This window comes from Thalassospira sp. HF15, from assembly GCF_011806525.1.
Lineage (GTDB): Bacteria > Pseudomonadota > Alphaproteobacteria > Rhodospirillales > Thalassospiraceae > Thalassospira.
Genome location: NZ_JAAVKI010000004.1, coordinates 202,240 through 227,067, shown reverse-complemented (window position 1 = coordinate 227,067; position 24,828 = coordinate 202,240). Strand labels below are relative to the sequence as shown.

At 55.5% G+C, this 24,828-nt stretch carries 24 protein-coding genes; 11 read left to right on the top strand and 13 right to left on the bottom strand.

The annotated features are described in order from the left end of the window. Positions 1-17: 17 nt before the first annotated feature. Positions 18-596, bottom strand: coding sequence for a TetR/AcrR family transcriptional regulator (locus HED22_RS10395; RefSeq protein ID WP_167721862.1), 579 nt, complete (start codon positions 594-596; stop codon positions 18-20). A gap of 197 nt (positions 597-793) precedes the next feature. Between HED22_RS10395 and HED22_RS10390 the strand changes: the two genes are divergently transcribed. Next, positions 794-1,342, top strand: coding sequence for a carboxymuconolactone decarboxylase family protein (locus tag HED22_RS10390; RefSeq protein ID WP_167721860.1), 549 nt, complete (start codon positions 794-796; stop codon positions 1,340-1,342). A gap of 108 nt (positions 1,343-1,450) precedes the next feature. After that, positions 1,451-1,915, top strand: coding sequence for a DUF1348 family protein (locus HED22_RS10385; RefSeq protein WP_167721858.1), 465 nt, complete (start codon positions 1,451-1,453; stop codon positions 1,913-1,915). Positions 1,916-2,211: 296 nt separating this feature from the next. Here the strand turns inward: HED22_RS10385 and HED22_RS10380 are convergent, their stop codons facing one another. Further along, complete coding sequence (locus HED22_RS10380; RefSeq protein ID WP_167721856.1) at positions 2,212-3,078, bottom strand: SDR family oxidoreductase; 867 nt, start codon at positions 3,076-3,078, stop codon at positions 2,212-2,214. Between the two features lie 100 nt (positions 3,079-3,178). Between HED22_RS10380 and HED22_RS10375 the strand changes: the two genes are divergently transcribed. Then, positions 3,179-4,093, top strand: a complete 915-nt coding sequence (locus HED22_RS10375; protein WP_167721854.1) for a LysR family transcriptional regulator — start codon at positions 3,179-3,181, stop codon at positions 4,091-4,093. A gap of 18 nt (positions 4,094-4,111) precedes the next feature. On the opposite strand, the gene HED22_RS10370 is transcribed toward HED22_RS10375, so the two are convergent. The 10 genes from HED22_RS10370 to HED22_RS10325 form a co-directional block, all read right to left on the bottom strand. Beyond that, on the bottom strand, positions 4,112-4,696 hold the full coding sequence (locus HED22_RS10370) for a CatB-related O-acetyltransferase (protein WP_167721852.1): 585 nt from the start codon (positions 4,694-4,696) through the stop codon (positions 4,112-4,114). Then, positions 4,686-5,591: an NAD(P)-dependent oxidoreductase gene (locus HED22_RS10365; protein WP_167721850.1), complete on the bottom strand. Its 906-nt coding sequence runs from the start codon at positions 5,589-5,591 to the stop codon at positions 4,686-4,688. The genes HED22_RS10370 and HED22_RS10365 overlap by 11 nt, the downstream gene beginning before the upstream one ends. Then, a complete protein-coding gene (rfbC, locus tag HED22_RS10360) occupies positions 5,588-6,124 on the bottom strand; it encodes a dTDP-4-dehydrorhamnose 3,5-epimerase (RefSeq protein ID WP_167721848.1) in 537 nt (178 codons plus the stop codon). The genes HED22_RS10365 and rfbC overlap by 4 nt, the downstream gene beginning before the upstream one ends. Beyond that, positions 6,121-7,353, bottom strand: a complete 1,233-nt coding sequence (locus HED22_RS10355) for a class I SAM-dependent methyltransferase (protein WP_167721846.1) — start codon at positions 7,351-7,353, stop codon at positions 6,121-6,123. Before HED22_RS10355 ends, rfbC begins: the two co-directional genes overlap by 4 nt. Continuing rightward, a complete protein-coding gene (gene rfbG / locus HED22_RS10350; RefSeq protein ID WP_167721844.1) occupies positions 7,350-8,435 on the bottom strand; it encodes a CDP-glucose 4,6-dehydratase in 1,086 nt (361 codons plus the stop codon). Before rfbG ends, HED22_RS10355 begins: the two co-directional genes overlap by 4 nt. 5 nt (positions 8,436-8,440) lie before the next feature. Beyond that, positions 8,441-9,211, bottom strand: a complete 771-nt coding sequence (gene rfbF, locus HED22_RS10345; RefSeq protein WP_167721842.1) for a glucose-1-phosphate cytidylyltransferase — start codon at positions 9,209-9,211, stop codon at positions 8,441-8,443. 42 nt (positions 9,212-9,253) lie between these two features. After that, on the bottom strand, positions 9,254-10,147 hold the full coding sequence (locus HED22_RS10340; protein ID WP_167721840.1) for a glycosyltransferase family 2 protein: 894 nt from the start codon (positions 10,145-10,147) through the stop codon (positions 9,254-9,256). 143 nt (positions 10,148-10,290) lie between these two features. Continuing rightward, a complete protein-coding gene (locus HED22_RS10335) occupies positions 10,291-11,586 on the bottom strand; it encodes a DUF1835 domain-containing protein (RefSeq protein ID WP_167721838.1) in 1,296 nt (431 codons plus the stop codon). 186 nt (positions 11,587-11,772) lie between these two features. Then, positions 11,773-13,251: an exopolyphosphatase gene (gene ppx, locus HED22_RS10330; protein WP_167721836.1), complete on the bottom strand. Its 1,479-nt coding sequence runs from the start codon at positions 13,249-13,251 to the stop codon at positions 11,773-11,775. A gap of 38 nt (positions 13,252-13,289) precedes the next feature. Next, the gene (locus HED22_RS10325) at positions 13,290-15,437 is read right to left on the bottom strand and encodes an RNA degradosome polyphosphate kinase (protein ID WP_167721834.1); all 2,148 of its coding nucleotides are present in this window, start codon (positions 15,435-15,437) and stop codon (positions 13,290-13,292) included. Positions 15,438-15,622: 185 nt separating this feature from the next. On the opposite strand from HED22_RS10325, the gene HED22_RS10320 reads away from it, so the two are divergent. From HED22_RS10320 to HED22_RS10305, 4 genes are all read left to right on the top strand, one after another. Continuing rightward, a complete protein-coding gene (locus HED22_RS10320) occupies positions 15,623-16,159 on the top strand; it encodes a histidine phosphatase family protein (protein WP_167721832.1) in 537 nt (178 codons plus the stop codon). 502 nt (positions 16,160-16,661) lie between these two features. Then, positions 16,662-18,449, top strand: a complete 1,788-nt coding sequence (aspS, locus tag HED22_RS10315; RefSeq protein ID WP_167721830.1) for an aspartate--tRNA ligase — start codon at positions 16,662-16,664, stop codon at positions 18,447-18,449. A 164-nt stretch (positions 18,450-18,613) separates the two neighbouring features. Beyond that, on the top strand, positions 18,614-19,585 hold the full coding sequence (locus tag HED22_RS10310) for an SPOR domain-containing protein (protein ID WP_167721828.1): 972 nt from the start codon (positions 18,614-18,616) through the stop codon (positions 19,583-19,585). 23 nt (positions 19,586-19,608) lie between these two features. Next, positions 19,609-20,439, top strand: a complete 831-nt coding sequence (locus tag HED22_RS10305) for a DUF1849 family protein (protein ID WP_254869935.1) — start codon at positions 19,609-19,611, stop codon at positions 20,437-20,439. 78 nt (positions 20,440-20,517) lie between these two features. On the opposite strand, the gene HED22_RS10300 is transcribed toward HED22_RS10305, so the two are convergent. Beyond that, on the bottom strand, positions 20,518-20,835 hold the full coding sequence (locus HED22_RS10300) for a helix-turn-helix transcriptional regulator (RefSeq protein WP_167721824.1): 318 nt from the start codon (positions 20,833-20,835) through the stop codon (positions 20,518-20,520). A gap of 704 nt (positions 20,836-21,539) precedes the next feature. Between HED22_RS10300 and HED22_RS10295 the strand changes: the two genes are divergently transcribed. The 4 genes from HED22_RS10295 to HED22_RS10280 all read left to right on the top strand — a co-directional run bounded on the left by HED22_RS10295 (position 21,540) and on the right by HED22_RS10280 (position 24,790). Further along, a complete protein-coding gene (locus HED22_RS10295) occupies positions 21,540-22,472 on the top strand; it encodes a histone deacetylase family protein (RefSeq protein WP_167721822.1) in 933 nt (310 codons plus the stop codon). Positions 22,473-22,611: 139 nt separating this feature from the next. Beyond that, positions 22,612-22,875, top strand: a complete 264-nt coding sequence (locus tag HED22_RS10290) for an exodeoxyribonuclease VII small subunit (protein WP_044828501.1) — start codon at positions 22,612-22,614, stop codon at positions 22,873-22,875. A gap of 27 nt (positions 22,876-22,902) precedes the next feature. Beyond that, positions 22,903-23,796: a polyprenyl synthetase family protein gene (locus HED22_RS10285; protein WP_368484495.1), complete on the top strand. Its 894-nt coding sequence runs from the start codon at positions 22,903-22,905 to the stop codon at positions 23,794-23,796. A 25-nt stretch (positions 23,797-23,821) separates the two neighbouring features. Continuing rightward, positions 23,822-24,790 carry an alpha/beta fold hydrolase gene (locus tag HED22_RS10280; RefSeq protein ID WP_167721820.1) on the top strand — a complete coding sequence of 323 codons (969 nt, stop codon included), beginning with the start codon at positions 23,822-23,824 and terminating at the stop codon, positions 24,788-24,790. The last annotated feature ends 38 nt before the right edge of the window (positions 24,791-24,828 follow it).

The following is a 24,828-nucleotide window of genomic DNA, read 5'->3' as shown; positions in this document are numbered from 1 at the left end:
CCGGCTTACTGACGCCGTCAGGCGGGAAGGGCCGCATCGAGCAATCTGGTTGCCATGGTCTTGGCGATTCGGGCCGATTCGGGCATGCCGCGGACCTGTGCTGTAACAATCGCACCTTCCTTGAGCAGGGCCAATTCCTCGGCGAGTTGTTTGGGGTTGGATGCGCCGGCCTTCTCACACAGATCAGCAATATGTTCGAGAACACAGACCTTGTGTTCGGCTGCGATCTTGTGAGCGGGGTGGTCAAGCTTGGCGAACTCGCTTGAGGCATTGATAAAGGCGCAGCCCGAAAATCCCATGCCCTTGAAGGCGCGCCCGTGGAACCATTCTTCGAGCGCATCATACATCGCAAGAATCTGTTCGCGCGGATTGGTGGACGCCTTTTGCATTTCCGATGTCAGCCAGTCGCGGAACTGTTCATCGCGGCGCGTGAGGGCGGCGAGGATCAGCTCGTCCTTGGACTTGAAGTGTTTGTACATCGTCATTTTGGCGACGCCGGATTCGGCGAGAATCTTGTCGATTCCGGTGGCATTGAAGCCCTGAGTATAGAAAAGACGCAGGGCCGTATCGACGAGAACGTCGCGTTTCGATTTCAACTTTTTTCACTCCAGTGGTCGGATTCGGCACTTCGATAGTCAGACCGGTCTGTATCTTTGTGGCGGGAAAACCGCAGAAATGCAACCTTTGCTCATAACAGAACGATCATTTCAAAATTATATTTGACAAGTAGACAGACCTGTCTGTATATATGTTTTCAACACTGATCAACCCGAACTTGTTAAGGAGAGTTTCAATGACCCGCATTTCTCTGCCTGCTTCGATCGACGCAGCACCCGAAACCGCCCAGCCGCTTCTTGAAGGTGTCAACAAGATGCTTGGTTCGGTTCCGAACCTGTTCCGTCTGACGGCAAACAGCCCGGCAGCCCTTGAAGGTTATCTTGGTTTGAATGGTGCGCTTTCCAAAGGCGCACTGGATCCGCAGACCCGCGAACGCATTGCCCTTGCAGTTGCCCAGCTCAATGGCTGTGACTATTGCCTGTCGGCGCATACCTATCTTGGTAAAAACCTGGCGAAACTTGATGACGCCGAGATCGCGGCAAACCGTAACGGTACGTCGACGGATCAGAAGGCTGATGCGGCTGTACGTTTTGCCGTGGCCCTGGTGAAAAACCGTGGCCAGGTCAGCGAAGGTGATGTCAGTGCGGCCAAACTTGCCGGTTACAGCGAGGCCGAACTGGTCGAGATCGTGGCCCATGTCGCGCTCAATACCCTGACCAATTACCTCAACGAAGCCTTTGATACCCCGATTGATTTCCCGGTGGTGAATGCCTCTGCTGCCTGAGGGCAGGGCAAACTCCCGGAACTTCCCCCGGTCGGCGATCCCCCCTCCGCATGTTGCTCCGAGCTGACCGGGGGCCCCTTATTGACCACAGACCAAAGGATCAGATTGATGTCACGGCCGCCACTTCCGCCCTTTAACGTTGAAACTGCCAAACAGAAAGTCCGTTTGGCCGAAGATGGCTGGAACAGCCGAGATCCTGAAAAGGTGTCGCTGGCCTATACGCCAGACAGCCGCTGGCGCAACCGGTCCGAAATGTTTGCCGGTCGCGAAAACATCGTTGCCTTCCTGACCCGCAAATGGGCCAAGGAACTGGACTATCGCCTGATCAAGGAACTTTGGGCGTTTCATGAAAACCGCATCGCTGTGCGCTTTGCCTATGAATATCGCGATGACAGCGGCAACTGGTTCCGGGCCTATGGCAACGAGAACTGGGAATTTGATGAGGACGGGCTGATGCGCCATCGCGTGGCATCCATCAATGACAAGCCGATTTCGGCTGAAGACCGCCTGTTCCATTGGCCGCTTGGCCGCCGTCCGGATGATCATCCGGGGCTGTCAGACTTGGGATTGTAATCCCGATTTAGATCACCCCGCCATGTTCCGGTTCCCTGAAGGGACAGGAAAGTTCGGCGGAAACGAGTTCTACCCGGCAGGCAAGGTGGTGCGACCCCGGTGCTGACTTGCCTGCCACCCCGCAAAGGAACCTGAACATGATTATCAAGTATATCGCTTTTTCGATCACATCGACCGCCGTGCTTTTTGTTTCCTCCCTGCTGACTTTTGCTCCGTAAAGTCAGCTTCATGATGCCTCCCTGAAAACTTGCCGGGCCCCTTTCGGGGCCCGTTTTTTTGTGTTTTGGGACTTTGGCCTAGCGTGCCAATGCGGACTTGATGAAATCCTCGACCGATTGTGGCTTGCGACCCACGACCTTTTCGAAATCGGGGCTGACGGTTTCGTAATCGCCTTTTTTCGCCCCGACATAAAGGCCCGAAAGGGCTTCGACCAGATGGTCTGGCAGGCCGAGGCTTCCGAGGATGCCGGTATGGACTTCTGCTGGCAGGTCGACGAACTTGACCGGCTTGCCGGTGGCATCGGCGATGTAGCCTGCGATTTCGCTATGGGTAACACCCTTGGTGCCCGTCAGGTCATAGATCTTGTTGATATGATCGGCCGGGTTGGCAAGCACGACCGCTGCGGCTTCTGCAAGGTCATTGCGCGGGATATAGGTGATTTTGGCATCCCCGGCCGGTGCACCGTAATCGCCGGTTTCAAGCGCGTGCGGGACACCTGCCAGCAACAGATCGGCATAGAAGCTGTTGCGCAAGATCGTGTAGGCAAGGCCGGTTTGGCGGATGTAGTTTTCGGTATCAAGGTGAATGGCCGAATAGGTGAAATCGGCATCGGCCTTGGGATCGACAATGCCGGTATAGACGATGTGTTTGACGCCTGCGGCCTTGGCGGCATCGACCGCCGTTCTGTGCTGTTTGATGCGGGTTGCGTTGTCGTCCTCGGCCGAGATGATGAGTGCGGTGTCGATACCCGCAAAGGCCTTGGTCATCAGGGCTACGTCGTTGAAATCGCCCTTGCGAACATCAATGCCCTTGGCAGCGAGCTCTGCGGCCTTTTCGGGGGTGCGCACACTTACGGCGATATCGCTTGCCGGAATGCGATCCAGCAGATGTTTAACAACCAGCGTTCCAAGTTGGCCGGTCGCGCCGGTGATCAATACGGTCATGTCAGTTTCTCCGTTAAGGGGCAGGCAGTGCCTGTTGATGGGAGAAGTGTGATCCGAACAATGCATATGATCAATTCGATGGGTGTGATAATACATATGCATGAATATCGATGAATTGGATCTTGATTATCGCCTGCTGAGGCTGTTTCTGACAATTTATGACGAGGGATCGGTGACGGCCGCTGCACATCGTCTGGATATCGGACAGCCAACCGTCAGTCATGGGCTGGATCGGTTGCGCCAGATTATTGGCGATCCGTTGTTTGTGCGCTCCGGCCGATCAGTGGCGCCAACCGCCCATGCCGATGAAATCGCGCCCCAAGTACGCTCGTTGCTACAGGGGATGCACGGGCTTACGCGGGTTGTGACGTTTGATCCGGGGAACGCCGATCACAGCGCACGGTTTGTGATTGGTGCCAATGATTATGAGGTGGCGGTGATCCTGCCTGCGCTGATGCAACGGGTACAAAACTGTGCGGCCGACATCCGGCTCAAGGTTTTGCCGGTGCCGGGCCTGGAGCGGATGGTCAAATGGCTGCGCGATGGCACGATTGATCATGCGATCACCATCGATTCATCTGGCAAGCATGGCGATATTACGCGCCAAGGCCTGTTTCGCGAACGGATGCGATGTTTTTATGATCCGGCATTTCACGATACACCGCCCGCGACGCTGGACCGCTACTGTGCGGCCAGCCATGCACGGGTGATGATCGGGGCCAATGACAGCTCGGAAGTTGATGACATCCTGCGCAGTCTTGGCCGATCCCGCCGCACCGCCCTTCAGGTGCCGACCTTTGCCAGTGTCGCTAATCTGATCCGCGGCACAGAGATTATCGCCACCCTGCCATCGCGCCTGTCAGGCACCATGATGCAGGGCTTTGGCGAATTCGATCTACCGTTCGAGTTCCGCGAATATGGCTTCGCCCAATACTGGCACGTCCGCAACGCCGCCAACGCCGCGCATAAGTGGCTCCGCAACGAGATATTCCGGGCGTCGCGCGGGTTGGGGTAGGGCTTTTGGGAGTGTTGATCAGGTGCGGTTCTGCAAGGCTGCAAGAAAGGCATCGACATCGCCATAGAGCAGATCAGCCATGTCGCGAAGTTCGGTGTCGCTGCGCTCCCACCAGCGGGTCGCAAGCAGCTTTTCGATCTGCTGATCGTCAAAACGCTTTTTGATGACGCGCGCCGGGTTGCCCCCGACAATGGCATAGGGAGGCACATCCTTGGTGACGATGGCGCCTGCTGCGACAACAGCCCCGGTGCCGATATTGACGCCAGAGAGAACAATCGCACGCGCACCAATCCAGACATCATGGCCGAGCGTGATTGGCCCTTTGGTGATGGCGTCACTGTTTGGTTGATCCGGGGACCAAAGGCGCGTTTTGAATGGATATGTGCTGGGATAGTTCAGCGGGTGATCTACCTTGCACAGAAACAGCACGTCCGGCCCGATGGAGCAATAGGACCCGACAGAAAGGCCCGCATCCGGACCAGCACCAGCGACCATGTTCTTGTTCAGGCCATAGGTATGCCGGCCGATGGTGACATTGGCGGGAAGTTTTGCCGACTTGGGCTTGATGCCCAGCAATTTCCGAAGACGGTCTTTAAGTTTCATCGTGCTGCCACCAATCAATGCAATCGCGCAATGCCGATGTTAGGTCAAACTGACACTTGAAACCAACGGTTTGCGCAAGTTTTGAAGTGTCAGCGACCAGATAGGGTGGGTCATCGGGGCGGTCTGGTAGGCTGCCCGCAGCGATGGTGCCGCGTCCGATCAGGCTTTTGATGGTTTCCGCGACGGTTAGCAGGCTGTGACCTTCACCGCTGGCGATGTTGATCAGGCCGGTGAAGGAATGATCGACCAGCTTGGCAAAGGCAGCGCCCGCATCGGCCGTATGCATGAAATCGCGGATTTGTTTGCCGGAACTCATTTTGGCGGTATCACCCACCAGAAGGGCACATGTGATGGCCGGGACGAAGCGTGCGGTTGGTTCTTTGGGACCGCAAAGCAGAAACAGCCGCCCCCAGGCGATTGAGGCACCTTGGGCATTCAGATCAAGGCAGTGTTGGGCGAGCTTGAGTTTTTCCTGCCCATACAGCGTGTGCGGTTTGCACGTTGCGTCCTCGGTCAGTTTCTGGCCCTGTGCAATTCCCTGCCAGTCATACTCTGCACAGCTTCCGGCAAGGACAGCGCGTTTGCCGCCGTGATCATGGAAGCGTTCGAGAAGATCAATGCTGGCATCACGCCAATCGGGGTTGTCCGGTGCGTTCCAGAAATGGCCATGCTTGGTCTGCCAAGCCAGATGGAGCAGACCTTCTGGACGTTCGGTTTTTATCAACTGTTTGCGAAAGCTGTTATCAAGTAGATCACCGGAGACCTGCTGTCCGGGGAGGTCGCCGGCATTTGGCGTGGAACGGCCGCAGGTGATGACGTCATGCCCCGCTGCGATCAATTTTGCGCAGGCATAGGGGCCGATCAGGCCGTTCGCGCCGGTGACAAGAACCTTCATTTTGATGGCTCGTAATCAGGATAGTTGGCATCGCGATCATTGATGATCGCAGGCTTTTGCGGCCACTTAATGCCAAAAGCCGGATCGTCCCATCGCACCCCGGATGCGAGGTCGGGCACGAACGGTGCGCCCATCAGATAGAGGACCTCGGTATCGGGTTTCAGGGTCAGGAAGCCATGGGCGCAACCCGCCGGGATGATCAGGGAGTTGCGGTTAGCGGCAGATAATTCAGCCCCAACCCATTGGCAATAGGTCGGTGAATTGGCGCGCAGATCAATCACCACATCATAGATCGCGCCGGAAATGCAGCGAACGATTTTGGGATCACCGACCGGTGCGGCCTGACAATGCATACCGCGCAGCGTGCCCGCATGATGATTAAACGACAGATTGGCCTGATCGATCTCGAAATCATGGCCGTTGGCAGCGAGTTCTTGCTTGCAGAAGGTGCGCGCAAAAAAGCCGCGATCATCGCTGTGCGTTTCAAGCGTGATCAGGTCGACACCTGCGATATCTGTCGGGATGAACTTCATCCGATCACTTCGACCTTGGGGATGGCAACCATGAATTGACCGCCCCAATCGCTGACATGCGACATGCTTTTCATGATCTCGTTCGACAGGTTCCACGGCAGGATCAGGACATAATCCGGTTTGGCGACCTTAAGGTGGTCTGGCGCGTGGACCGGAATATGGCTGCCGGGCAGAAGCGTGTTTTGCTTGTGCGGGTTGGCATCAACGACGAAATCAATCAGGTCGCTATTGATGTCGCAGTAGTTCAAAAGCGTGTTGCCCTTGGCGGCGGCACCATAACCGGCGACGGTTTTACCATCAGCCTTGGCCTGTTTCAGGAAGGCCAGAAGGTCTTCGCGGATTTTGCGGCATTTGGCGTCAAAGCCCTCGTAGCAGGCAAGAGTTGCGATGCCTGCGTCTTCTTCCTTGGCACGAAGGGCCTTGAGGCGGTCAGTCTCGGGGCGTGTGCCAACGGTCTTCTGAGCCCAGACGCGCAGGCTACCACCATGGGTTGGCAGTTCTTCGATATCAAAGACCTTTAGTCCATTTTTCTCAAAGCATTTCTCAACGGCATAAAGCGAAAGGTAGGAGAAATGTTCATGATAAATGGTGTCGAACTGGGTCTTTTCCAGAAGGTTCAGAAGGTGCGGGAATTCAAATGTCGATACCCCGTCATCAGCCAGAACCGTGGCAAAGCCCGATACGAAGTCATTGATATCGGGCACATGGGCCAGAACGTTATTGGCGGCAGTCAGGTTTGCGTGGCCATGTTCGGCAATGATTTTTTCGGCCGTTTCCTTGCCAAAGAAGGCAACGAGGCTTTTGACACCCTTTTTCTCGGCTTCCTCGGTGACATTGGCTGCGGGCTCGACGCCCAGAACCGGGATTGATTTGGCGACAAAATGCTGAAGCAGATAGCCATCGTTGGAGGCCACTTCGACAACGAGTGAGTCTTTGCCAAGACCAAGTCGCTCCGCTGCGGTTTCGCAGTATTTGCGGGCATGTTCGACCCAGCTTGAGGAATAGCTCGAGAAATAGGCATAGTGGCTGAAGATTTCGGATGGCGGGACAACGTCATCGACCTGCACAAGGAAGCAGTTGCTGCAGACGCGCGCATGCAACGGGTAACGCGCGTCCTTCTGTTCTGCCTGATCAAGCGGCACATAGGAATTGGCAAGCGGGCTCAGGCCAAGATCAACAAGCGTGTGTTTCAGGTCGGTTCCGCAGGCGCGGCAGGTTGGCGTTGTCATTTCTTATCCATCATCATCTCAAACGAGGCTATCTGTGCCTCGGTCATATCACGCATGTTACGTCCATCAAGCTGTGCCTTGTGCCAAGCGACAATCCATTCCACACAGGTCAGCAGGTCAATGCGCGGTTCCCAAGAAAGGGTTTTGGTGGCAAGGCTTGAATCCAGCGCAAGCGTAAGTGCCTCTTTGCTGCCACCGGTATTGTCCTGTTGCGTGATGCCAGTTTTAGATCCCCAAGCATCCAGCATCAGGTTGGTCACATGGCCCACGGTGTGCGACTCATGCGGGCCGAAATTAAGCGCTGAAATGGTTGTTTTGCCTTCAACCGCAGCCTGAAGATACATCAGATAGCCTGAAACAGGTTCGATGACATGTTGCCAAGGACGAGTGGTGCCGGGGCTGCGTAGTTCAACCGGCTGACCGTTGGAAATTGCACGAATGATATCGGTCATCAGACGATCTTCGGACCAGTCCCCGCCTCCTACCACGTTGCCGGCACGTGCGGTTACAACCGGGGTGTTTGCCGCGCGGAAATAGCTTTGACCAAAGCTGCGCGCAACAATTTCCTGACAGCCTTTCGACGCGCTGTAGGGATCGCGACCACCCAGTGCATCATCCTCTTTAAACACGATTTCGCCGTGTGCCTGATCGTAACTGTCATTGTCATAGGCCTTGTCGCTGGTAACCACCAGAACACCCTTAAGGCCCGGACTATCGCGCAGCGCGTCCAGAAGATGCGCGGTGCCCATGATGTTGGTTGCCATGGTTTCGACCGGTTCTCGGTAGCCCCGGCGGACAAGCGGCTGGGCTGCCATGTGCAACACAAGTTCCGGTTGGACGTTTTTTACCGTGGCAGTGATGTCAGCCCGGTCGCGCAAATCGGCAATGGTTTCGGACGCATAGTCCAGATCAAGCAGGTCATGCAGGCTGGGATCGGTTTCCGGCGCCAATGCAAACCCATGGACTTCTGCGCCCATTTGCATCAGCCAGCAGGCTGCCCAACTGCCCTTGAAGCCGGTATGGCCGGTCAGAAGAACGCGTTTACCTGACCAGAATGAACGAAGGTTTTCGCTTGGCCGCATGAGGGTTACCAAACCTTCCAGGGGGCGCTGCCCTCTGTCCAGAGGTTCTCAAGCATCTGTTTTTCGCGAAGTGTATCCATCGGCTGCCAGAAGCCATCATGACGCCAGGCGGAGAGTTCGCCCTGATCAGCCAGATTGCGCAGTGGTTCAGCCTCCCAGACCGTTTTGTCTTCAGCAATCTCGTTCAAGACGGATTTCTCGCAGACAAAGAAGCCGGCATTGATGCGCGCACCATCGCCCAGCGGCTTTTCCTGAAAAGTCGAAACCCGGTCACCCTCCAGAACGGTCGCACCAAAACGGCCGGGCGGGGAGACGACGGTCATGGTGGCCTTGCGGCCCTGTTTTTTGTGGAAATCAATGCTGGCGGTGATATCAACATCGCCCAGACCATCGCCATAGGTCAGGCAGAAGGGTTCATCATCATTGAGATAGTCACCAACGCGCCGGATGCGGCCGCCGGTCATGCTGTTTAGCCCCGTGTCGACCAGTGTGATCTTCCACGGTTCGGCATTGGCATTGTGGTATTCAAGCTGGTTGGTCGCCATATCAATGGTGACATCGGCGTGGTGCAGGAAGTAGTTAGCAAAGTATTCTTTGATCACATAGCCCTTGTAGCCAAGGCAGATCACGAATTCATTGACGCCGTGGGCAGCGTAAATTTTCATCAGGTGCCAAAGGATTGGCTTGCCGCCGATTTCGACCATCGGCTTTGGCTTGACCGAGGTCTCCTCGCTCAATCGACTGCCATATCCGCCTGCAAGAATTACTGCCTTCATTTGAAAAGATATCCGCTCATTCAGGTTTTGATGTCAGTCGACCTAGTGTTTTGCTGCGCGCGGTAGTTTCGATGCCCTCACACCAAGGACCGCTGCCAGAGAGCCAGCAGACCTCGCCAGATCGCGCCAGCCTTTCTTGCGTTTGAAGGTCAGCCCGTACAAAAGGGCCTTTCCGGCAAACCGCGTAGCGTATTTGATGCCAAGACAGCTTCCTGCGAGGCGGCCTTTGTATTTGCGTTCAAAGTATATTCTGGACCATGCGATGTTCCAGAACTTTTCCCAGTAATATGCCCGGTTTGGACGAACCGAGCCGCCATTGAGATGTGTCACCACTGAATCGGCGACGAGGATAAGACCGTGTCCGGCGCGACGCAGGCGCGTGCACATGTCGTCATCTTCGTAATAAAGATAGATCTCCGGGTCATAGAACCCGATCTGTTTCATGACATCCATGCGCACAAGGTTGACCGCACCCGACAGAAATTCGACACAGAGTGGGCCTTCGGGAACACAGTGGTAGGCAAGTTTACCAAAGTCTCCACGTTTCCAGAGTTCGACATCATGGCTAGGTTCGATATTGCCGTTGCCATCTTTATGCAGCGGCCCGAACATGGCAGCGTCGGTATATTGGTCTGCGGCGGAGACCAGAGCGTTTACGGCATCCGCGGTCATCAGTGAGTCCGGGTTGGCAAGCAGTGCGAATTCGGTTTCAACGGCTTCAAGTCCCTGACTGGCAGCAGCACCATAGCCCAGACCCTCGCTGTTGCGGATGACTGTTGCGTCCGGGCGCAGCTTGGCAACAATATCAAGCGTATCGTCCTTGGAAGCATTGTCGACGACGATCAGTGGCAGGTCGGCAGGAAGCGATTGCAAAAGCCCGCCAATGACGAGCCCCCCGTTGTGGGTGATCGTGATAACTGTCGTTCTCGCCGCCATTTAGGTTCCCTGCAGAATGTCCAAATCCCCGTGAGGCAGAACATATTCAATCCGGGCTCAATGTCCAATCAGAGATTCTTGACACAACGAAAATAATTGTTCCTTTGCACCGTCCCAATGCGACAAATGCGGACGCGCCGGTGTCATGACACAAGAGAAGGACTGATCCGGATACCCCCAACCCAACGGGTGCCTGTGAAGTTATCAAGGAAGTTGCGGGTGCCGGACAGGGTTTCGTGGCCGGTGTCTGTGAGGGTGATGATCCGTTCTGCCCAGTTGGTTCCTTGATCGGCGTCTGACAGGGTGAAAAGCGGGGCGTGGCAGTCCATCATCCACTGGATTTCTGACCAGAACATCAGATCGCCGAGATAGGGCAGCGGATCAACGCTTCGCATCAGGTGGCCGAAGACCTTGCCGACAGGCAGCGGGCCATGATCATTGATGATTTGCAGGGTGAGCTTTTGCGTCAGGCCAAGGCCGGTTTCGGGATCTGGGAGTTCGGCCAGATGGCGTTTGAGGGCGCCGATCATGTGGGGCAGGGGTGATGTGGTCGATGTGACCAGAGCGTGAAGATCATCTGGTGTTTCGGATCGGATGGCGCGCCAGGTTTGGCTGCCAAAGTCGAGCATGTCTTGCGTGATTGGTTTGCGATGGGTGTCCCAGCACCAGATCAGAAGTTCCGGGGATAGTTGCCCCAGGCCGATAAAGCGCTCAATACCCGGTACTTTCCCCACCGATATCACTTCCAACCGCGTATCAGGCCGCGTGGCATTGATGTAATCAAGCAAGAAGGCCAGGATCAGTTGGTCGTAACTGTCATGTTCGAACCACAGCACAACATGATCAAAATCGCCCAGCGTTGCCAGCGCGCCATATTCGCGTTTTGAACGCGCAAGTGCGTCTTTGGCGGCGATGTCATAGGCCTTGGCGATAAAATCGGCGCGGGTTTGGACGAATTGATCGAGTGGCAGGTCGGGGACAGGACCCTGACAGAACGGATCGGAAAATTCGAGAAAGGCACCGGTGAAGCCGGCGGTCTTAAGACCGTGGCGGATGTCTGATCCGCAGCGCAGATGCAGGGTGTTGGCGGTATCAAGCGATGATGGTGCGCCATTGGCAATCTGGCGATTGCGCTCGGTGATTTGATCGATATGGGCCTTCATTTTCGGCCAGCTGGCAAAGCCGTTTTCACGCGCAATGATTAATTGAGCATCGGCAAGCTGGGCGGTGTCGGGCGAGATTTTATGGCCCGCACTTTGAGCGCGCGTGCTTGCGGAGGGCGTTTCGGCGCGGAGATTACGCAGCAATTCCTTGGCGCGTTTGCGCTGTTGTTCAAGGTTCAGGCGACCGTCAAAGATCGGGCTTTTGCGCGCAGAGGGTTTTGGCGCAGCGTTGGCGTTTTGGGTGTGATCGGATTTCGATGTGCGTGACGCAGACATACGATTCCCCTGTTCATATCGCCTGTGTCCGCCAGACAGGCAAGGAAACCGTGTGTTTCATATGCGATAAACCGGGCGCAGCCCTTTCCGCGGACGGGGTGCTTGGAAAGCATTTCCAAAATACCGGTTTTGGCAGGGATTGCAAACTGTTCGGGGAAGCTTAAGCGTCTGGACCTGTTCCCTGTCCTATGCCAGACGCACTTCGCTTTCACGGTTCATCAGTTTGGCCAGTTTTGACAGGCGCTGTTCGACGACTTCGCCGTACAGAGTGGCGGCCTGTTTTTCGAATTGCAGGACGAGCTTGCCGTCTTCGAGGAGCAATTGTGTTTGTGGCAGGATACCCTCGACACCGCCAGAAAGCGTATGGCCCAAACGAATGACATGACCAAACAAGCGGCCGGTCAGGCGGTCATCGTCGCTGAGGATACGGTCACTTGCCGCGTCCCCCTTGAAGTTGCCTGCATAGCGCGAGCCAATGGTGTAGGCGAGGAACACCCGGTCATGGTGATTGAGGTCGATATAGGGGTGGCGAAGGATGCGGTTGTAGCTTTGAATGGCACGGTAATCGGGATGTTCGTTCCAGCCGATATCGCCAATGATGCAGGCAGCCAGACGCAGGCGTTCGATATTGACCGGCAATTCGGAAAAGACCGGTGCGCACCACTTGGCGACTTCTTCGCCATGCTGCTGGAAACGTTCGCCGTCTTCGGCAAAACTGAAGCAGGCTTCCAGCACCGGATCGCGTTGACGCAGATCTTCGGGCAAAACTTCATACATCCAGCCTTCGCGAAGGCCGTGCCCGGAGAAAACGACCTCGTTTGGTTTCATGCGCGCGAGCAGCATGTTCATGACAAGCGAGGCATGGGGCAGGCTGTCGATACGGCGTTTGGATACGCCACCGATTTTTTCAAGCGACACCCGGCTTTGCTGGGAGATGATGTGGGTGAGCTCGGCCATTTCCGATTGCGGCATGGCAAGATTATGCACCACCGAAATCGGATAGTTTTCCTGGGCAATGAACAGCTTGGCGATTGAACGCCACGAACCGCCAACCGCATAAAGTTGCTGACCCTTGGCATCAGAGAGCCAGTCGACCGTATCAAGATGCTTGTTGATTTCGGCCGTCAGGCGCGCGCGATCAGAGCCAAACACCGTATGCAGGCGCATCGCACCCAACGGCAGGCTGACGCGCTGTTTGATTTCACCCTTGTCAAGCAAGACCAGTTCAAGCGATCCGCCGCCGATATCACCCATTATGCCTGAAGCCAGCGGGTCGCCTGAAATGATGCCAAGTGCGGACAGACGGGCTTCTTCAAGGCCGTCGATCACTTTGACCTTAAGGCCGGTCTCAGCCGCCACCCGGTCGCAGAATTCCTTGCCATCGGTTGCCGCGCGCACGGCTGCAGTCGCCAGCACATCGACATGGGTGACTTTCATCGCCCGCAGAAGGTTGGCAAAACGGTGCATGGCGACAACGGCGAGCTCGACCCCTTCCGGATTGAGCTTGCCAGTGTTGTCGGGATCGCGGCCGAGGCCGCACATGACCTTTTCATTGAAGATCGGCACAGGCGCACGGGTCATGCCATCGAAAATGACAAGCCGCACAGAGTTGGAGCCAACATCTATGATCGCGATGCGGTTGGAAGCCCGTTGGTCAGTCAGCATAAGATGTTGGCACCTGTTGGTCGTCTTGGTCGTCGTCTTTAGTCGTCAAGCTGTAGCACGGGAACATTGGGGTCGGCTTGATCCAGCGCACTTCCGCGGCCGGAAAGTGACGGGTTTGTCATGAAATATTTGTGCGACGAGAATGCATTTTCACCGGCCTCGCAGCGTTCATAGGACCCGTCCGGCTGCAGATGCCATGCCTGTGCCGTGTCCTTGAGATTGGCAATCATGATCTGTTCAACAATCTGTTGCTGACAGGTCGGATTTTCAACCGGGACAAGGGTTTCAACACGGCGATTGAGGTTGCGTGGCATCCAGTCGGCCGATGAAATAAACGCCTTGGCCTTGCGCGAGGGCAGCTTTGCCCCGTTGGCAAAGACAACAATGCGCGAATGTTCAAGGAACCGTCCGACAATCGATTTGACGCGGATATTTTCCGAAAGGCCGGGGACCTCTGGACGCAGGCAGCAAATGCCACGCACCACCAGTTCGATATGCACACCAGCCTGACTTGCGCGGTAAAGCGCGTCAATCACCACTGGATCGACCAGACTGTTCATCTTGGCCCAGATGCCAGATGGTTTGCCTGCCTTGCAGTTCTCGATTTCCTGATCAATGTGGGTGAGAAGGGTCGGCCGCAGGGTATGCGGTGCAATCGCGATTTTTTCAAGCGAGCGCGGGGTGGCATAACCGGTCATGAAATTAAAGATGCTACCCGCGTCACGGCCCAGTGCCGGATCGCATGAGAAGAACGAAATATCGGTATAGAACTTGGCCGTGATCGGGTGATAGTTGCCGGTTCCGAAGTGGGTATAGGTCTTAAGGCCGTGGGTTTCACGGCGGACCACCAGCGACACCTTGGCATGCGTCTTCCAGTCCAGGAAGCCATAAACCACCTGACAGCCGGCACGTTCAAGGTCGGCCGCCCAGCGCAGGTTGGCTTCTTCGTCAAATCGGGCTTTAAGTTCGACCATCGCCGTAACCGATTTACCCGCCTCGGCCGCAGCGATCAGGGCCTTGACGATCGGGCTGTTTTCAGACGTGCGGTACAGCGTTTGTTTGATGGTGACCACATCCGGGTCACGGGCTGCCTGCAACAGGAACTGCACCACCACATCGAAATCTTCGAACGGGTGATGGACGACCAGATCCTTTTTGCTGATTGCAGCAAAGCAATCGCCGCCAAAGTCACGTACCCGTTCGGGATAGCGCGCCGCATAAGGTGAAAACAGCAAGTCGTGATGCAGATCGGAATCGATCAGCTGTTTGACATCCACAACGCCGAGCAAGCCGTCAACCTTGACGACTTCCTCAAGTGCGACATCGAGTTCATCAATGACAAAATCAAGCAGGTCTTCGGGCATTGCCGCATTGACCTTGAGGCGGATGATGCTGCCGCGACGGCGGCGTTTCAGCGCAGTTTTAAAGACGCGCACCAGATCTTCGGCTTCTTCTTCGATTTCCACATCCGAATCCCGGATGACGCGGAAGAAACCGTGTTCGATCATGTCAAAGCCCGGGAACAGCTTGCCAAGATACAGCAGGATCGCCTGTTCGACCGGAAGATAGCGTTCATTGCGGCCTGGCAGGCGCAAGAAACGGCCGATCTTTTGCGGTACGGGAATAAGACCGCGCATATTGTGCCCGTCAGCCGGATCAAACAGCTGCATGACGATGGCAAAGCCAAGGTTGGGAATAAACGGGAAGGGGTGCGACGGATCAATGGCAAGCGGGGTCAACGTCGGGAAGATTTCACGGGTGAAATAGCCATCCAGCCATTTGCGGTCGGTTTGGGTCAGGTCGGACTGATCAATGACCGAGATGCCCTTTTTTTCCATTTCGGTGCTGAGTTGCCGCCAGACGCGCTGCTGATCCTGCATCAGCTGGTTGGCGTCAAAGGTAATGGCGCGCAACTGTTCGGACGGGCTCATGCCATCCTGACTGACCTTGGTCATGCCTGCTCGGATCTGACCGACGAGGCCGGCGACGCGCACCATGTAGAATTCATCAAGGTTGCTGGCTGAAATCGACAGAAAGCGCAGTCTTTCAAGCAGCGGGTGACCCGTGTTCTGGGCTTCTTCAAGAACGCGATTGTTGAATGCCAACCACGATAATTCGCGGTTAATAAAGCGGCTTTCCGACTCAATGGTGATCGCGCTTGATTGAACTGCAGCGGCGTGTGTCACGCTATGCCTCCTGCGGATTGAGGGAACGTCTTTGAATTTATGCGACAGTTCCCGGTTGCAAATGGAGTATAGGATAACTGCTTGGGTGGGTGCAATTTTCTTAAATTTATGTGTCAGTTTTTATAATAGCTTCCCGGCGTGCGATATGGCATGGAAGAACACCGTTTGATCCGAGATACGAAGACATGAAAACGCTGTTGTTGCTTCGGCATGCCAAATCAAGCTGGGCGGATCCGGGTCGGGCCGACCATGACCGCGAACTGAACCGTCGCGGTGAAAAGGCAGCACCCTTTATGGGGCGCTATCTGCGCCAGCATGAGCTGGTGCCGGACCTGATCTGGTGTTCGACAGCGGCGCGTGCGGTACAGACCCTTGGCCTTTTGGGGCGGGATTTCGCAACCGATGCCGATGTGATCTATAACGAAGATCTGTATATGGCAGGGGAGCGGGTCTTGCTTGAAAACCTGCACCACACCCATGAAGACGCCAAGCATGTGATGTTTGTCGGCCATAATCCGGGGATCGAGGTTTTTGCCCAATCGCTTTATGGTGGTGGCAATGATCAAGCCCGCGAGATCATGGCGCGCAAATACCCGACCTGTGGTCTGGCGCATTTCGAGTTCGATGTTGATCACTGGGGCGAAATCACGCCGGGCACCGGGCGTCTGATCGACTTTATCAAGGTCAAGGATCTGCAGGCGATCAAGATCAGCGCGGAATGATTTGCTGATCTGCATTAGCGGCACTTGACGAAGAGCGCGTCTGCGCGTTTTATACCGCTGAATTTGGTAGGGTCTAAACCCAACTGAATGTTTAAAATGGCATCAGAACAATCAAGAGATGCGAGGAAATCGCTGCAGGGCGGGTGCTACCCGGCCAAGGTGATTGACGAAGCAGGTCGTAGATTCTTCTGATGTCCTTCGGATCGGAGGCATTTGCACGGGCTATTGCGTCGCTTCACCTTGAAAGGCAGCGAGCCTTTCTGCGGTAAAGCTCCTGATATCCGCACAAATGCCTCGCGACCATTTCAAGCATTCAGTTGGGTTTAGACCCTATACACCGCGCCGTTTGGGCAGGGGAACATCACACATAATCGCCCGGATCATGCTTTGATCATCGCGTGGCGGGCATGTTGTGGTGCGTTTTTTGTTTGACAGCGCGGGTCTGGCATGCACCTTTGCGGCCAAATTTGCGGCCCAAAATACAAAGCAACCTGGAATGACAATGCATCCTTTTCGCTCACACAATTGTAATGCGCTGCGCGCGACTGACGCCGACGCGGAAGTTCGCCTGTCTGGCTGGATTCACCGTAAACGTGACCACGGCAACCTTCTGTTCGTAGACTTGCGCGACCATTACGGCATCACCCAGGTCGTGATCGACATTTCAAGCCCGCTGTTCGAAACGCTTGATAAAGCGCGTGCCGAGAGCGTGATCACGGTCGATGGCAAGGTTGTCAAACGTACGGCCGAGACCATCAACCCTAACCTGCCGACCGGCGAGATCGAAGTTTATGCCTCGAACATCGAAGTCCAGTCTTCGGCTGAAGTTCTGCCGATGCCGGTCTTTGGCGATGTCGAATATGGTGAAGAGGTTCGCCTGCGTCACCGTTATCTCGATCTGCGTCGCGAAAGCGTGCATTCGAACATCGTTCTGCGCTCGCAGGTGATTTCGGCCATGCGTCAGAAAATGACCGCGCAGGGCTTCCTGGAAATCCAGACGCCGATCCTGACCGCAAGCTCGCCGGAAGGCGCGCGTGACTTCCTGGTGCCGTCGCGCATGCATCCGGGTCAGTTCTATGCCCTGCCGCAGGCGCCCCAGCAGTTCAAGCAGCTGCTGATGGTTTCGGGCTTTGACAAATACTTCCAGATCGCACCGTGCTTCCGCGATGAAGATGCCCGTGCCGACCGTTCGCCGGGCGAGTTTTATCAGCTCGACTTCGAGATGGCGTTTGCCACCCAGGAAGACGTGTTCGCCGCGATTGAGCCGGTTTTGCATGACATCTTTGTCGAGTTCGGTGGTGGTCGCGATGTGACCCCGTATCCGTTCCCGCGCATTCCGTTCGATGAGTCGATGGCGAAATACGGTTCGGACAAGCCCGATCTGCGTAACCCGCTGATCATTTCCGACGTTACCGAGCCGTTCCGTGGATCAAGCTTTGGTATCTTTGCCTCGAACATCGAAAAAGGTTCGGTTGTTCGTGCGATCCCGGCAACCGGTGCCGCAGCACGCCCGCGCAGCTTCTTTGACAAGCTGAACAACTGGGCGCGTGACGAAGGTGCGGCGGGTCTTGGTTACATCGTTTACGGTGAAGACGGCGAAGCAAAAGGCCCGATCGCCAAGAACCTTGATGCTGACCGCATCGCACAGATCAAGGAAATCACCGGTGTTGCCAATGGCGATGCGGTGTTCTTTGCCTGTGACAAGGAACTGGCGGCTGCCAAGTTTGCCGGTAAGGTTCGTGACAAGGTTTGTGACGAACTCGAACTGCGTGAAGAAGGCATGTTCAAGTTCTGCTGGATCGTTGATTTCCCGATGTATGAGGAAGATGACGACGGCAAGATCGAATTCAGCCACAACCCGTTCTCGATGCCGCAGGGTGGGCTTGATGCGCTGGAAAACATGAACCCGCTGGATATCAAGGCGTGGCAGTATGACATCGTTTGTAACGGTATCGAGCTGTCGTCCGGTGCCATTCGTAACCATCGCCCGGACATCATGTATCGTGCGTTCGAGATTGCCGGTTATGGCAAGGACGTTGTCGAAGAACAGTTTGGCGGTATGCTCAACGCATTCAAATACGGCGCCCCGCCGCACGGTGGTTCGGCCCCGGGTGTTGACCGTATCGTCATGTTGCTTGCCGATGAGCCGAACATTCGTGAAGTCATTGCCTTCCCGCTGAACCAGCAGGCACAGGATCTGATGATGAATGCCCCGGCTGAAGTCGAAGACAAGCAGCTGAAAGAACTGCATCTGCGTGTTCAGATGCCGCCGAAGGCGAAAAAAGACTGATCTGCCTTTCGGGATTGTCCGAAGCAGTGATCGATCAAACGGCCCGGAGTTCTCCGGGCCGTTTTCTTTTGGGCGTATTCAATTGCTGATCGTTACCTAATATTAACGGGCTCTGGGCCACTGTAGCGAAGGAAAAGAACATTTGATCCTTCGGGGGATGGCCTGTGAGAAAGATTCTTGTTGTGGTAGCGCCTTTGGCGCTTAGCGCGTGCGGTGGTCCGATTGAACTGACTGTCGCCAAGCTGGCCGGTGATTTGATCAGCTATGTGTCGACCGGTAAAAGCACGACCGACCATGCGGTATCGTTTGTTGCCAAACAGGATTGCGCGCTTCATCGCCCGCTTCTGGAACAGGACATCTGCAAGGACGAAGAAACCGTTCTGGCCGAAGAGGCCGCAGCCCTTGCCGTGATGGGCGAGCCTGACGTCAAAAAGGAACTGCGGGTTGCCCGTCCGGAAATCTACGCGGTGAACGCACCGGCAGAAGACTGGTCAGAGCCAAGCACTACAGCGTTGAAATCCAATGCGATTGTCACAACAAATCTGCCGCCGCTGAACCCGAAAAAACCGTCTGATGATGCGGTTGTTGCTGCTGAGGTTTCTTCTGAAACCGGCAAGCCGGTCGAAGTTGCATCGGCGCGTGATCAGATCGAAGTTGAAGACGTTTCGGTGGCACTTGGCGATCTGGGGCCGATTGACCCGCAGGTCGAAGCCGATGCCGCCGTTGCGGGCTATGTCGAAGACAAGCGCCTGCCAGAAGTTCAGGCCCCCAAGGAAACCGTAACCGCCGCCCTGGTTGATCCGACCACCATGGAAGATGGCGTTGATTCCATGGTGAAACCGGTCGAGCCGACACTGGATGGTGACGCGTTGGCGGGCGATGATCTTGCCGCGCCGCTGCCGGGTGATTATGTGGTATTGGCAAGCTTTGCTGATGAGGGCCGGGCGCAGAAGGCACTTGGCATTTATGCGGAATATCAGCCGCGTCTTTTGAATGCCGAAGTCAAGGGTAAGCCTTATCTTCGGGTGGCTGTCGGACCGCTTTCGGTTGAGCATGCACGTGATCTGCGCCTTCTTGCTGCCAAAAAGGGGATTAAAGATCCCTGGATTGTCGGAGTTACCGCCACCGGAGAGTGATGTTGTCTGGGATTTTTTCAGAGATGAAGCAACGTCAGCGTTCCTTTAAAGGAGCGCTGATCTTATGTTTGGGCCTTGGTGGCTGTGCCGCGCAGGCGGGAAGTGTTTCCGGCGTTCAGGATGCCATTGTCCCCCATGTTGCGGAATACCACTTCAAGCTGACCCATGCCGAACAGGGCAGCTCGATCGTTGATGCGTCCGGTGTGCTTGGCTATCGCTTTGAAAAAGTGTGCGATGGCTGGGTGACCGAAATGCAGCAGATCATGATCCTGCAAGGCAGCGAAGGTACGCCGATCAATTCGGCTTATTCCATGACCCAGTGGGAAGATTTTGACGGGAACGAATATCGGTTCCGGATGCGTGATTATCTTGACGGGACGAAGGTTGACGAGGTCGTCGGCAAGGCAATCCGTGAAGACGACATGGTCAGGGTCAGCTATGAGATCCCGGTCGAGGTCGAAGAAGAGTTGCCTGCAGACGCGATGTTCCCGACCCAGCATTCGCTGGTGCTGCTCAAACGCGCACAGGACGGGATTCGGTTCGGCAATGATCTGGTGTTTGATGGCAGTGGCGATGCCCCGACCAGCCGAGTGGCGGTGGTGATTTCCGATCGCAAGGAAGCTGCGAACGCGGCCGATGATCCCGACGATATAGCCCGTGGCGCGTTTCATCGCATGAGCCTTGCGTTCTATCCGCTGGGCGCTGCTGAAAACGGTCCGTCGACCGAGATGGCGGTGGATTTCGCCGAGAACGGCATCGCACACGGGATGCGATTTGATTATGGCGAGTTCGAAGTGCTGGGCACGCTCGACAAGGTCAGTCGATTGCCGTTACCTGAATGCGGCCCGCAATAAAACCGCCTGCACAGCTTTGAAATAAAAAAGCCTGCCCTAAAAAAGGCAGGCTTTTTTAATGGGGATTGCCCTGGTGTTTTACGCAGCAGCGGGTTTACGCGAGGCGTTGCAATAAAGCCCGTGAAGTGTCTCGATCACGCGCAGAGCATCGTCACCATTCAGGGAATAGTAGATGGTCTGTGCTTCGCGACGAGTCTGAACGAGCTTGTCACGACGCAGGCGTGCGAGATGCTGCGAGAGCGCGGACTGGCTTAGTCCAACGATACGTTCGAGTTCGCCAACCGACTTTTCGCCTTCGTTGAGTTGGCAAAGGATAAGCAGTCTGCTCTGATTGCTCATGGCCTTTAACAGGGTGCTTGCCTGTTCGGCCTTTTCTTCTAGATTGTTAAGTTCCATTTGGCTTCCTTATAAGCCTGACCGCGAGCGGCCATTGTCCCAATGAAAATTCGACAATTCACCAGACGGCGCCTTTAGATGGCGGTTATCCGACTGGCGCGAAGTCACTTCGGTAATGATACCTATAGGATAGCGACTTCTACCACCAATAAATTACAGGAATTGGTGGGTAAACTTATTCTCAAGTATATTACAAATCTGTCAAGAGAGTGTTTACTCTGATCTTACCTGCAACTGATAGTGTTTTTCCCGGAAAACCGGCTTGTCTAGCTTCCTTCCATGCATCAGTTTTTTTCCTGATGGTCTCATTTTGATCCTTTTGTGCCTGTCCCGACGCGCATGTGAGCGTTGCGGTATTTCATCAAAAGGATCGGCTCCTATTCGATAGAGCGTCCGGTTGCTTGGCCGAAAACCCATCGAACAGAGCATATACAAACCCGAGAAAACGGCAAAACTGTGAAAGTAATAGTGGTGGTCGCGGTTGCCATGGGTGATGCTTTTGTCGAAGGCCAAAGAGCTTGCAAATGAGATGTTTGATGTGCTGATTTAGAACAAAGAAAAGCAAATCGTTTTGCGGTAGAAATATCCAAACAGCGTAGGGGCATACCCCTAGAACAAGCGGGAAACGGTAAACGTAAACCCGTGATTGGGGCCTTGGTCCCGACCGACAGCATGTTGGCCCTTTCAGGAGGCGACCCAGAAAAATGGCGACTTTGTTCGTGACCCATCATGATTGCATTGATCATGACACCGGCCCGGGACACCCGGAATGTGCGGACCGTCTGCGTGTGGTGCAGCGTGTCTTCGAGGCCGAGGAGTTCATGTTCCTTCACCGCGAAGAAGCGCCACTGGCGGATCTTGAATTGATCAAGACGGTGCATGACCCGGCCTATGTCGACAAGGTGATGGCAACAATTCCCAAAGAGGGGATCGTATCGCTTGATGGCGATACCTATGTCTCGCCCGGATCGGGCAAGGCTGCACTGCGTGCGGCGGGCGGGGCCTGTGTTGCGGTTGATGCGGTGATGGGTGGCCATGAAAAGAACGCCTTTGTTGCCACAAGGCCACCGGGGCACCACGCAGAATATGACCGTGCCATGGGCTTTTGCCTGTTTAACAATGCTGCCATCGCTGCCCATCATGCCCGCAAGGCATTTGGCATCAAACGCGTGGCGGTAATGGATTTCGATGTCCATCACGGCAATGGGACGCAGGACCTGTTTTATAACGATGCGGACCTGTTTTATTGCTCGACGCATCAATGGCCGCTTTATCCCGGTACTGGCGCTGAAAGCGAGCGCGGCTGTGCGAACAATATCCTGAATGTCGGCCTTCCTGCCGGTTCTGGCACTGTCGAAGTGCAAGAAGCCTTCAATTCAACTGTCTTGCCGGGAATTGCCGCATTCAAGCCGGAACTTCTGATTATTTCGGCGGGCTTTGACGGGCACAAGAATGATCCACTGGCCGGGCTGTGCTTTGTTGCCGAAGATTTTGTCTGGATGACCAAGCAGCTGATGGATCTGGCCGAGGAACAATGCGAAGGCCGGGTCGTATCGTTGCTTGAAGGGGGCTATGATTTGCCGTCGCTTGCAACGAGTGCCGTGCAACATGTCCGGACCCTGATGGGGGCGCATTGAGTGCGCAAAGCTGACGCTGTGTCAGGTCTTGTGCAATGCGGGTCAAAAGCGTTTCAGTGAGACGAAATTGCGTTCTGTCCGGTTGCCCTGATCGTGACTTGCGCGTAAACTCCGCGCCGATCAAAGAAATGGAGCTTACATGTCCGAGGCTACTGCATCTCCCGCTATTCCTGAAGATATCGCGAAACTGAGTTTCGAAGAGGCGCTTGGGCAGCTTGAAACCCTTGTGCGTCAGCTTGAACAGGGGCAGGTCGGGCTTGATGATGCCATCGCGTCCTATGAACGCGGTGCGGCGCTTAAACGCCATTGCGCGGACAAACTGCGTGCGGCAGAAGAGCGCATCGAAAAAATTACCCTGAATGCGGATGGCCGCCCGTCGGCAACCCCGACCGAAATCGAATAACCAGATATTGAATAATCGGAGACCGTCGTGAGTTACGACTTGCTTGCCGGACTGAGTGCGGCGTCTGCTGATCTGGGCGAGACGCTTGACGGGATTCTGCCCCGTGCCAATGGCCAGATTGAACAGCGCCTGTATCAGGCGATGCGTTATTCGACGCTGGGCGATGGCAAACGCCTGCGCCCGTTTCTGGTGTTAAGCTCTGCCGGGTTGTTCAAGGTTTCGCGTCGCTCGGCCCTTCGCGTGGCTGCTGCGGTTGAGATGGTGCACAGCTATTCGCTGATCCATGACGATTTGCCAGCGATGGATGATGATGATCTGCGGCGCGGCAAACCCAGCTGTCACAAGCAATATGACGAGGCGACGGCGATTTTGGCCGGGGATGCTTTGCTGACCCAGGCGTTTGAAGTGCTGGCCGATGAAGATACCCACCCAGACCCGCGTGTTTGCACCGATCTGGTACGTGCGCTTGCCCGTGCGGCAGGGCCGTATGGCATGGTCGGCGGGCAGATGATTGATCTGGCCGGCGAAGGGCAGAGCTTTGATCAGGCACAGGTGACACACCTGCATTTGCTTAAAACCGGGCGGATGTTTGCCTTTGCCTGCGAAGCCGGGGCAATCCTTGGCAAGGCACCAAAAAGCATTCGTTTAGCGCTTCGGTCCTATGCCCATGACATGGGGCTGGCGTTCCAGATCAAGGATGACATTCTTGATGTCGAGGCCAGCAGTGAAGAGCTTGGCAAGACGGCTGGCAAGGATGCCGATCAGGAAAAATCGACCTTCGTCAAACTGCTGGGTCTGGAACAGGCGCGGGAACAGGCCAGCATGCTGTGCGATCAGGCGATCAATCACCTGAATTGCTTTGACGGCGAGGCCGAGCCGCTGCGTGCGGTGGCACGTTTCGTTGTTGAGCGCGGCCGCTGATCGTTTGCGGTCTTAGAAAACTGTCATGACGGACAAGCCCCCATACACAGCCGGTTTTCGCGACCGGCTGTTTGACAAAGATCCGTTTCCGCTGGCGATCTGGTATCCGGCAACGGCGCCGGAAAACGCCGTGCGGCATATGGGCGTGGCATCGAGTGCGGCGCGTGGTGCCGACTTTGCGGCTGACGGTCCGTTTCCCATCGTGCTGTTTTCGCATGGTTCGGAAGGGCATCGGTTCAATCAGTTCTGGTTGGCGGAATATCTGGCAAGGCGGGGCTATATCGTGGCTGCCCCGCAGCATCACGGCGATAATTACCTTGATGCTTCCGAGGCCCGACAATTGGCGATTATCGAGCGTCGTCCGCAGGAAATGCGCCTCGCACTTGATTTGTTGCTGCAGCATTCCGAGATCGGGCCGCAGATTGATCCCGATAAAATCTATGCCTTGGGGCATTCGGCGGGTGGGGCAACAGTTCTTAAGCTGGCCGGTTGGGATTTTGATGCCCAGGCCTGGCAGGATTATTGCGAAATCAATGCCGAGAATGATCGGGTCATTTGCCAGCACGCGCCGAGCGACCATCATATCGACCGGTTACACAATGTGTATGGCGGACCGGTGATATCGGAACGCGATGACCGGGTTGCTGCCATCATCGCGATTACGCCTGCCTTCGGGGTGGCGGCCACCGATGAAGGCGTTGGCGATATTGATATCCCGATGCTGTTCATCGAAGCCGATACGGATGAAATCCTGCATGATCATGCGAATGCCGCCCATTTCCGCAATCTTTTGCGCGGGCGCGCAAAGTTTGTGAAGGTCAAAGGGGCCGGGCACTATTCCTTCTTGCCGAAATGCACCCCATATATTGCCGAGAACTTCGGCTATCTCTGCCGGGATTTTGGACAGGATCGTGACACCATTCACCGGGCTGTCGAGCAGGTGATCCACCGTTTCCTTGAGCGGGTAAAATCAGGTGAAATTCAGGGTCGCTAATTCAGTCGAACCCCGCTATTTTACGCAGCTTGCAACAT

Excerpts from the sequence above, each read along its gene's own strand:
- HED22_RS10390 (WP_167721860.1), top strand. The coding sequence starts at position 794 with ATGACCCGCATTTCTCTGCCTGCTTCGATCGACGCAGCACCCGAAACC.
- HED22_RS10385 (WP_167721858.1), top strand. The coding sequence starts at position 1,451 with ATGTCACGGCCGCCACTTCCGCCCTTTAACGTTGAAACTGCCAAACAG.
- HED22_RS10380 (WP_167721856.1), bottom strand. The coding sequence starts at position 3,078 with ATGACCGTATTGATCACCGGCGCGACCGGCCAACTTGGAACGCTGGTT.
- HED22_RS10375 (WP_167721854.1), top strand. The coding sequence starts at position 3,179 with ATGAATATCGATGAATTGGATCTTGATTATCGCCTGCTGAGGCTGTTT.
- HED22_RS10370 (WP_167721852.1), bottom strand. The coding sequence starts at position 4,696 with ATGAAACTTAAAGACCGTCTTCGGAAATTGCTGGGCATCAAGCCCAAG.
- HED22_RS10365 (WP_167721850.1), bottom strand. The coding sequence starts at position 5,591 with ATGAAGGTTCTTGTCACCGGCGCGAACGGCCTGATCGGCCCCTATGCC.
- rfbC (WP_167721848.1), bottom strand. The coding sequence starts at position 6,124 with ATGAAGTTCATCCCGACAGATATCGCAGGTGTCGACCTGATCACGCTT.
- HED22_RS10355 (WP_167721846.1), bottom strand. The coding sequence starts at position 7,353 with ATGACAACGCCAACCTGCCGCGCCTGCGGAACCGACCTGAAACACACG.
- rfbG (WP_167721844.1), bottom strand. The coding sequence starts at position 8,435 with ATGCGGCCAAGCGAAAACCTTCGTTCATTCTGGTCAGGTAAACGCGTT.
- rfbF (WP_167721842.1), bottom strand. The coding sequence starts at position 9,211 with ATGAAGGCAGTAATTCTTGCAGGCGGATATGGCAGTCGATTGAGCGAG.
- HED22_RS10340 (WP_167721840.1), bottom strand. The coding sequence starts at position 10,147 with ATGGCGGCGAGAACGACAGTTATCACGATCACCCACAACGGGGGGCTC.
- HED22_RS10335 (WP_167721838.1), bottom strand. The coding sequence starts at position 11,586 with ATGTCTGCGTCACGCACATCGAAATCCGATCACACCCAAAACGCCAAC.
- ppx (WP_167721836.1), bottom strand. The coding sequence starts at position 13,251 with ATGCTGACTGACCAACGGGCTTCCAACCGCATCGCGATCATAGATGTT.
- HED22_RS10320 (WP_167721832.1), top strand. The coding sequence starts at position 15,623 with ATGAAAACGCTGTTGTTGCTTCGGCATGCCAAATCAAGCTGGGCGGAT.
- aspS (WP_167721830.1), top strand. The coding sequence starts at position 16,662 with ATGCATCCTTTTCGCTCACACAATTGTAATGCGCTGCGCGCGACTGAC.
- HED22_RS10305 (WP_254869935.1), top strand. The coding sequence starts at position 19,609 with ATGAAGCAACGTCAGCGTTCCTTTAAAGGAGCGCTGATCTTATGTTTG.
- HED22_RS10300 (WP_167721824.1), bottom strand. The coding sequence starts at position 20,835 with ATGGAACTTAACAATCTAGAAGAAAAGGCCGAACAGGCAAGCACCCTG.
- HED22_RS10295 (WP_167721822.1), top strand. The coding sequence starts at position 21,540 with ATGGCGACTTTGTTCGTGACCCATCATGATTGCATTGATCATGACACC.
- HED22_RS10290 (WP_044828501.1), top strand. The coding sequence starts at position 22,612 with ATGTCCGAGGCTACTGCATCTCCCGCTATTCCTGAAGATATCGCGAAA.
- HED22_RS10280 (WP_167721820.1), top strand. The coding sequence starts at position 23,822 with ATGACGGACAAGCCCCCATACACAGCCGGTTTTCGCGACCGGCTGTTT.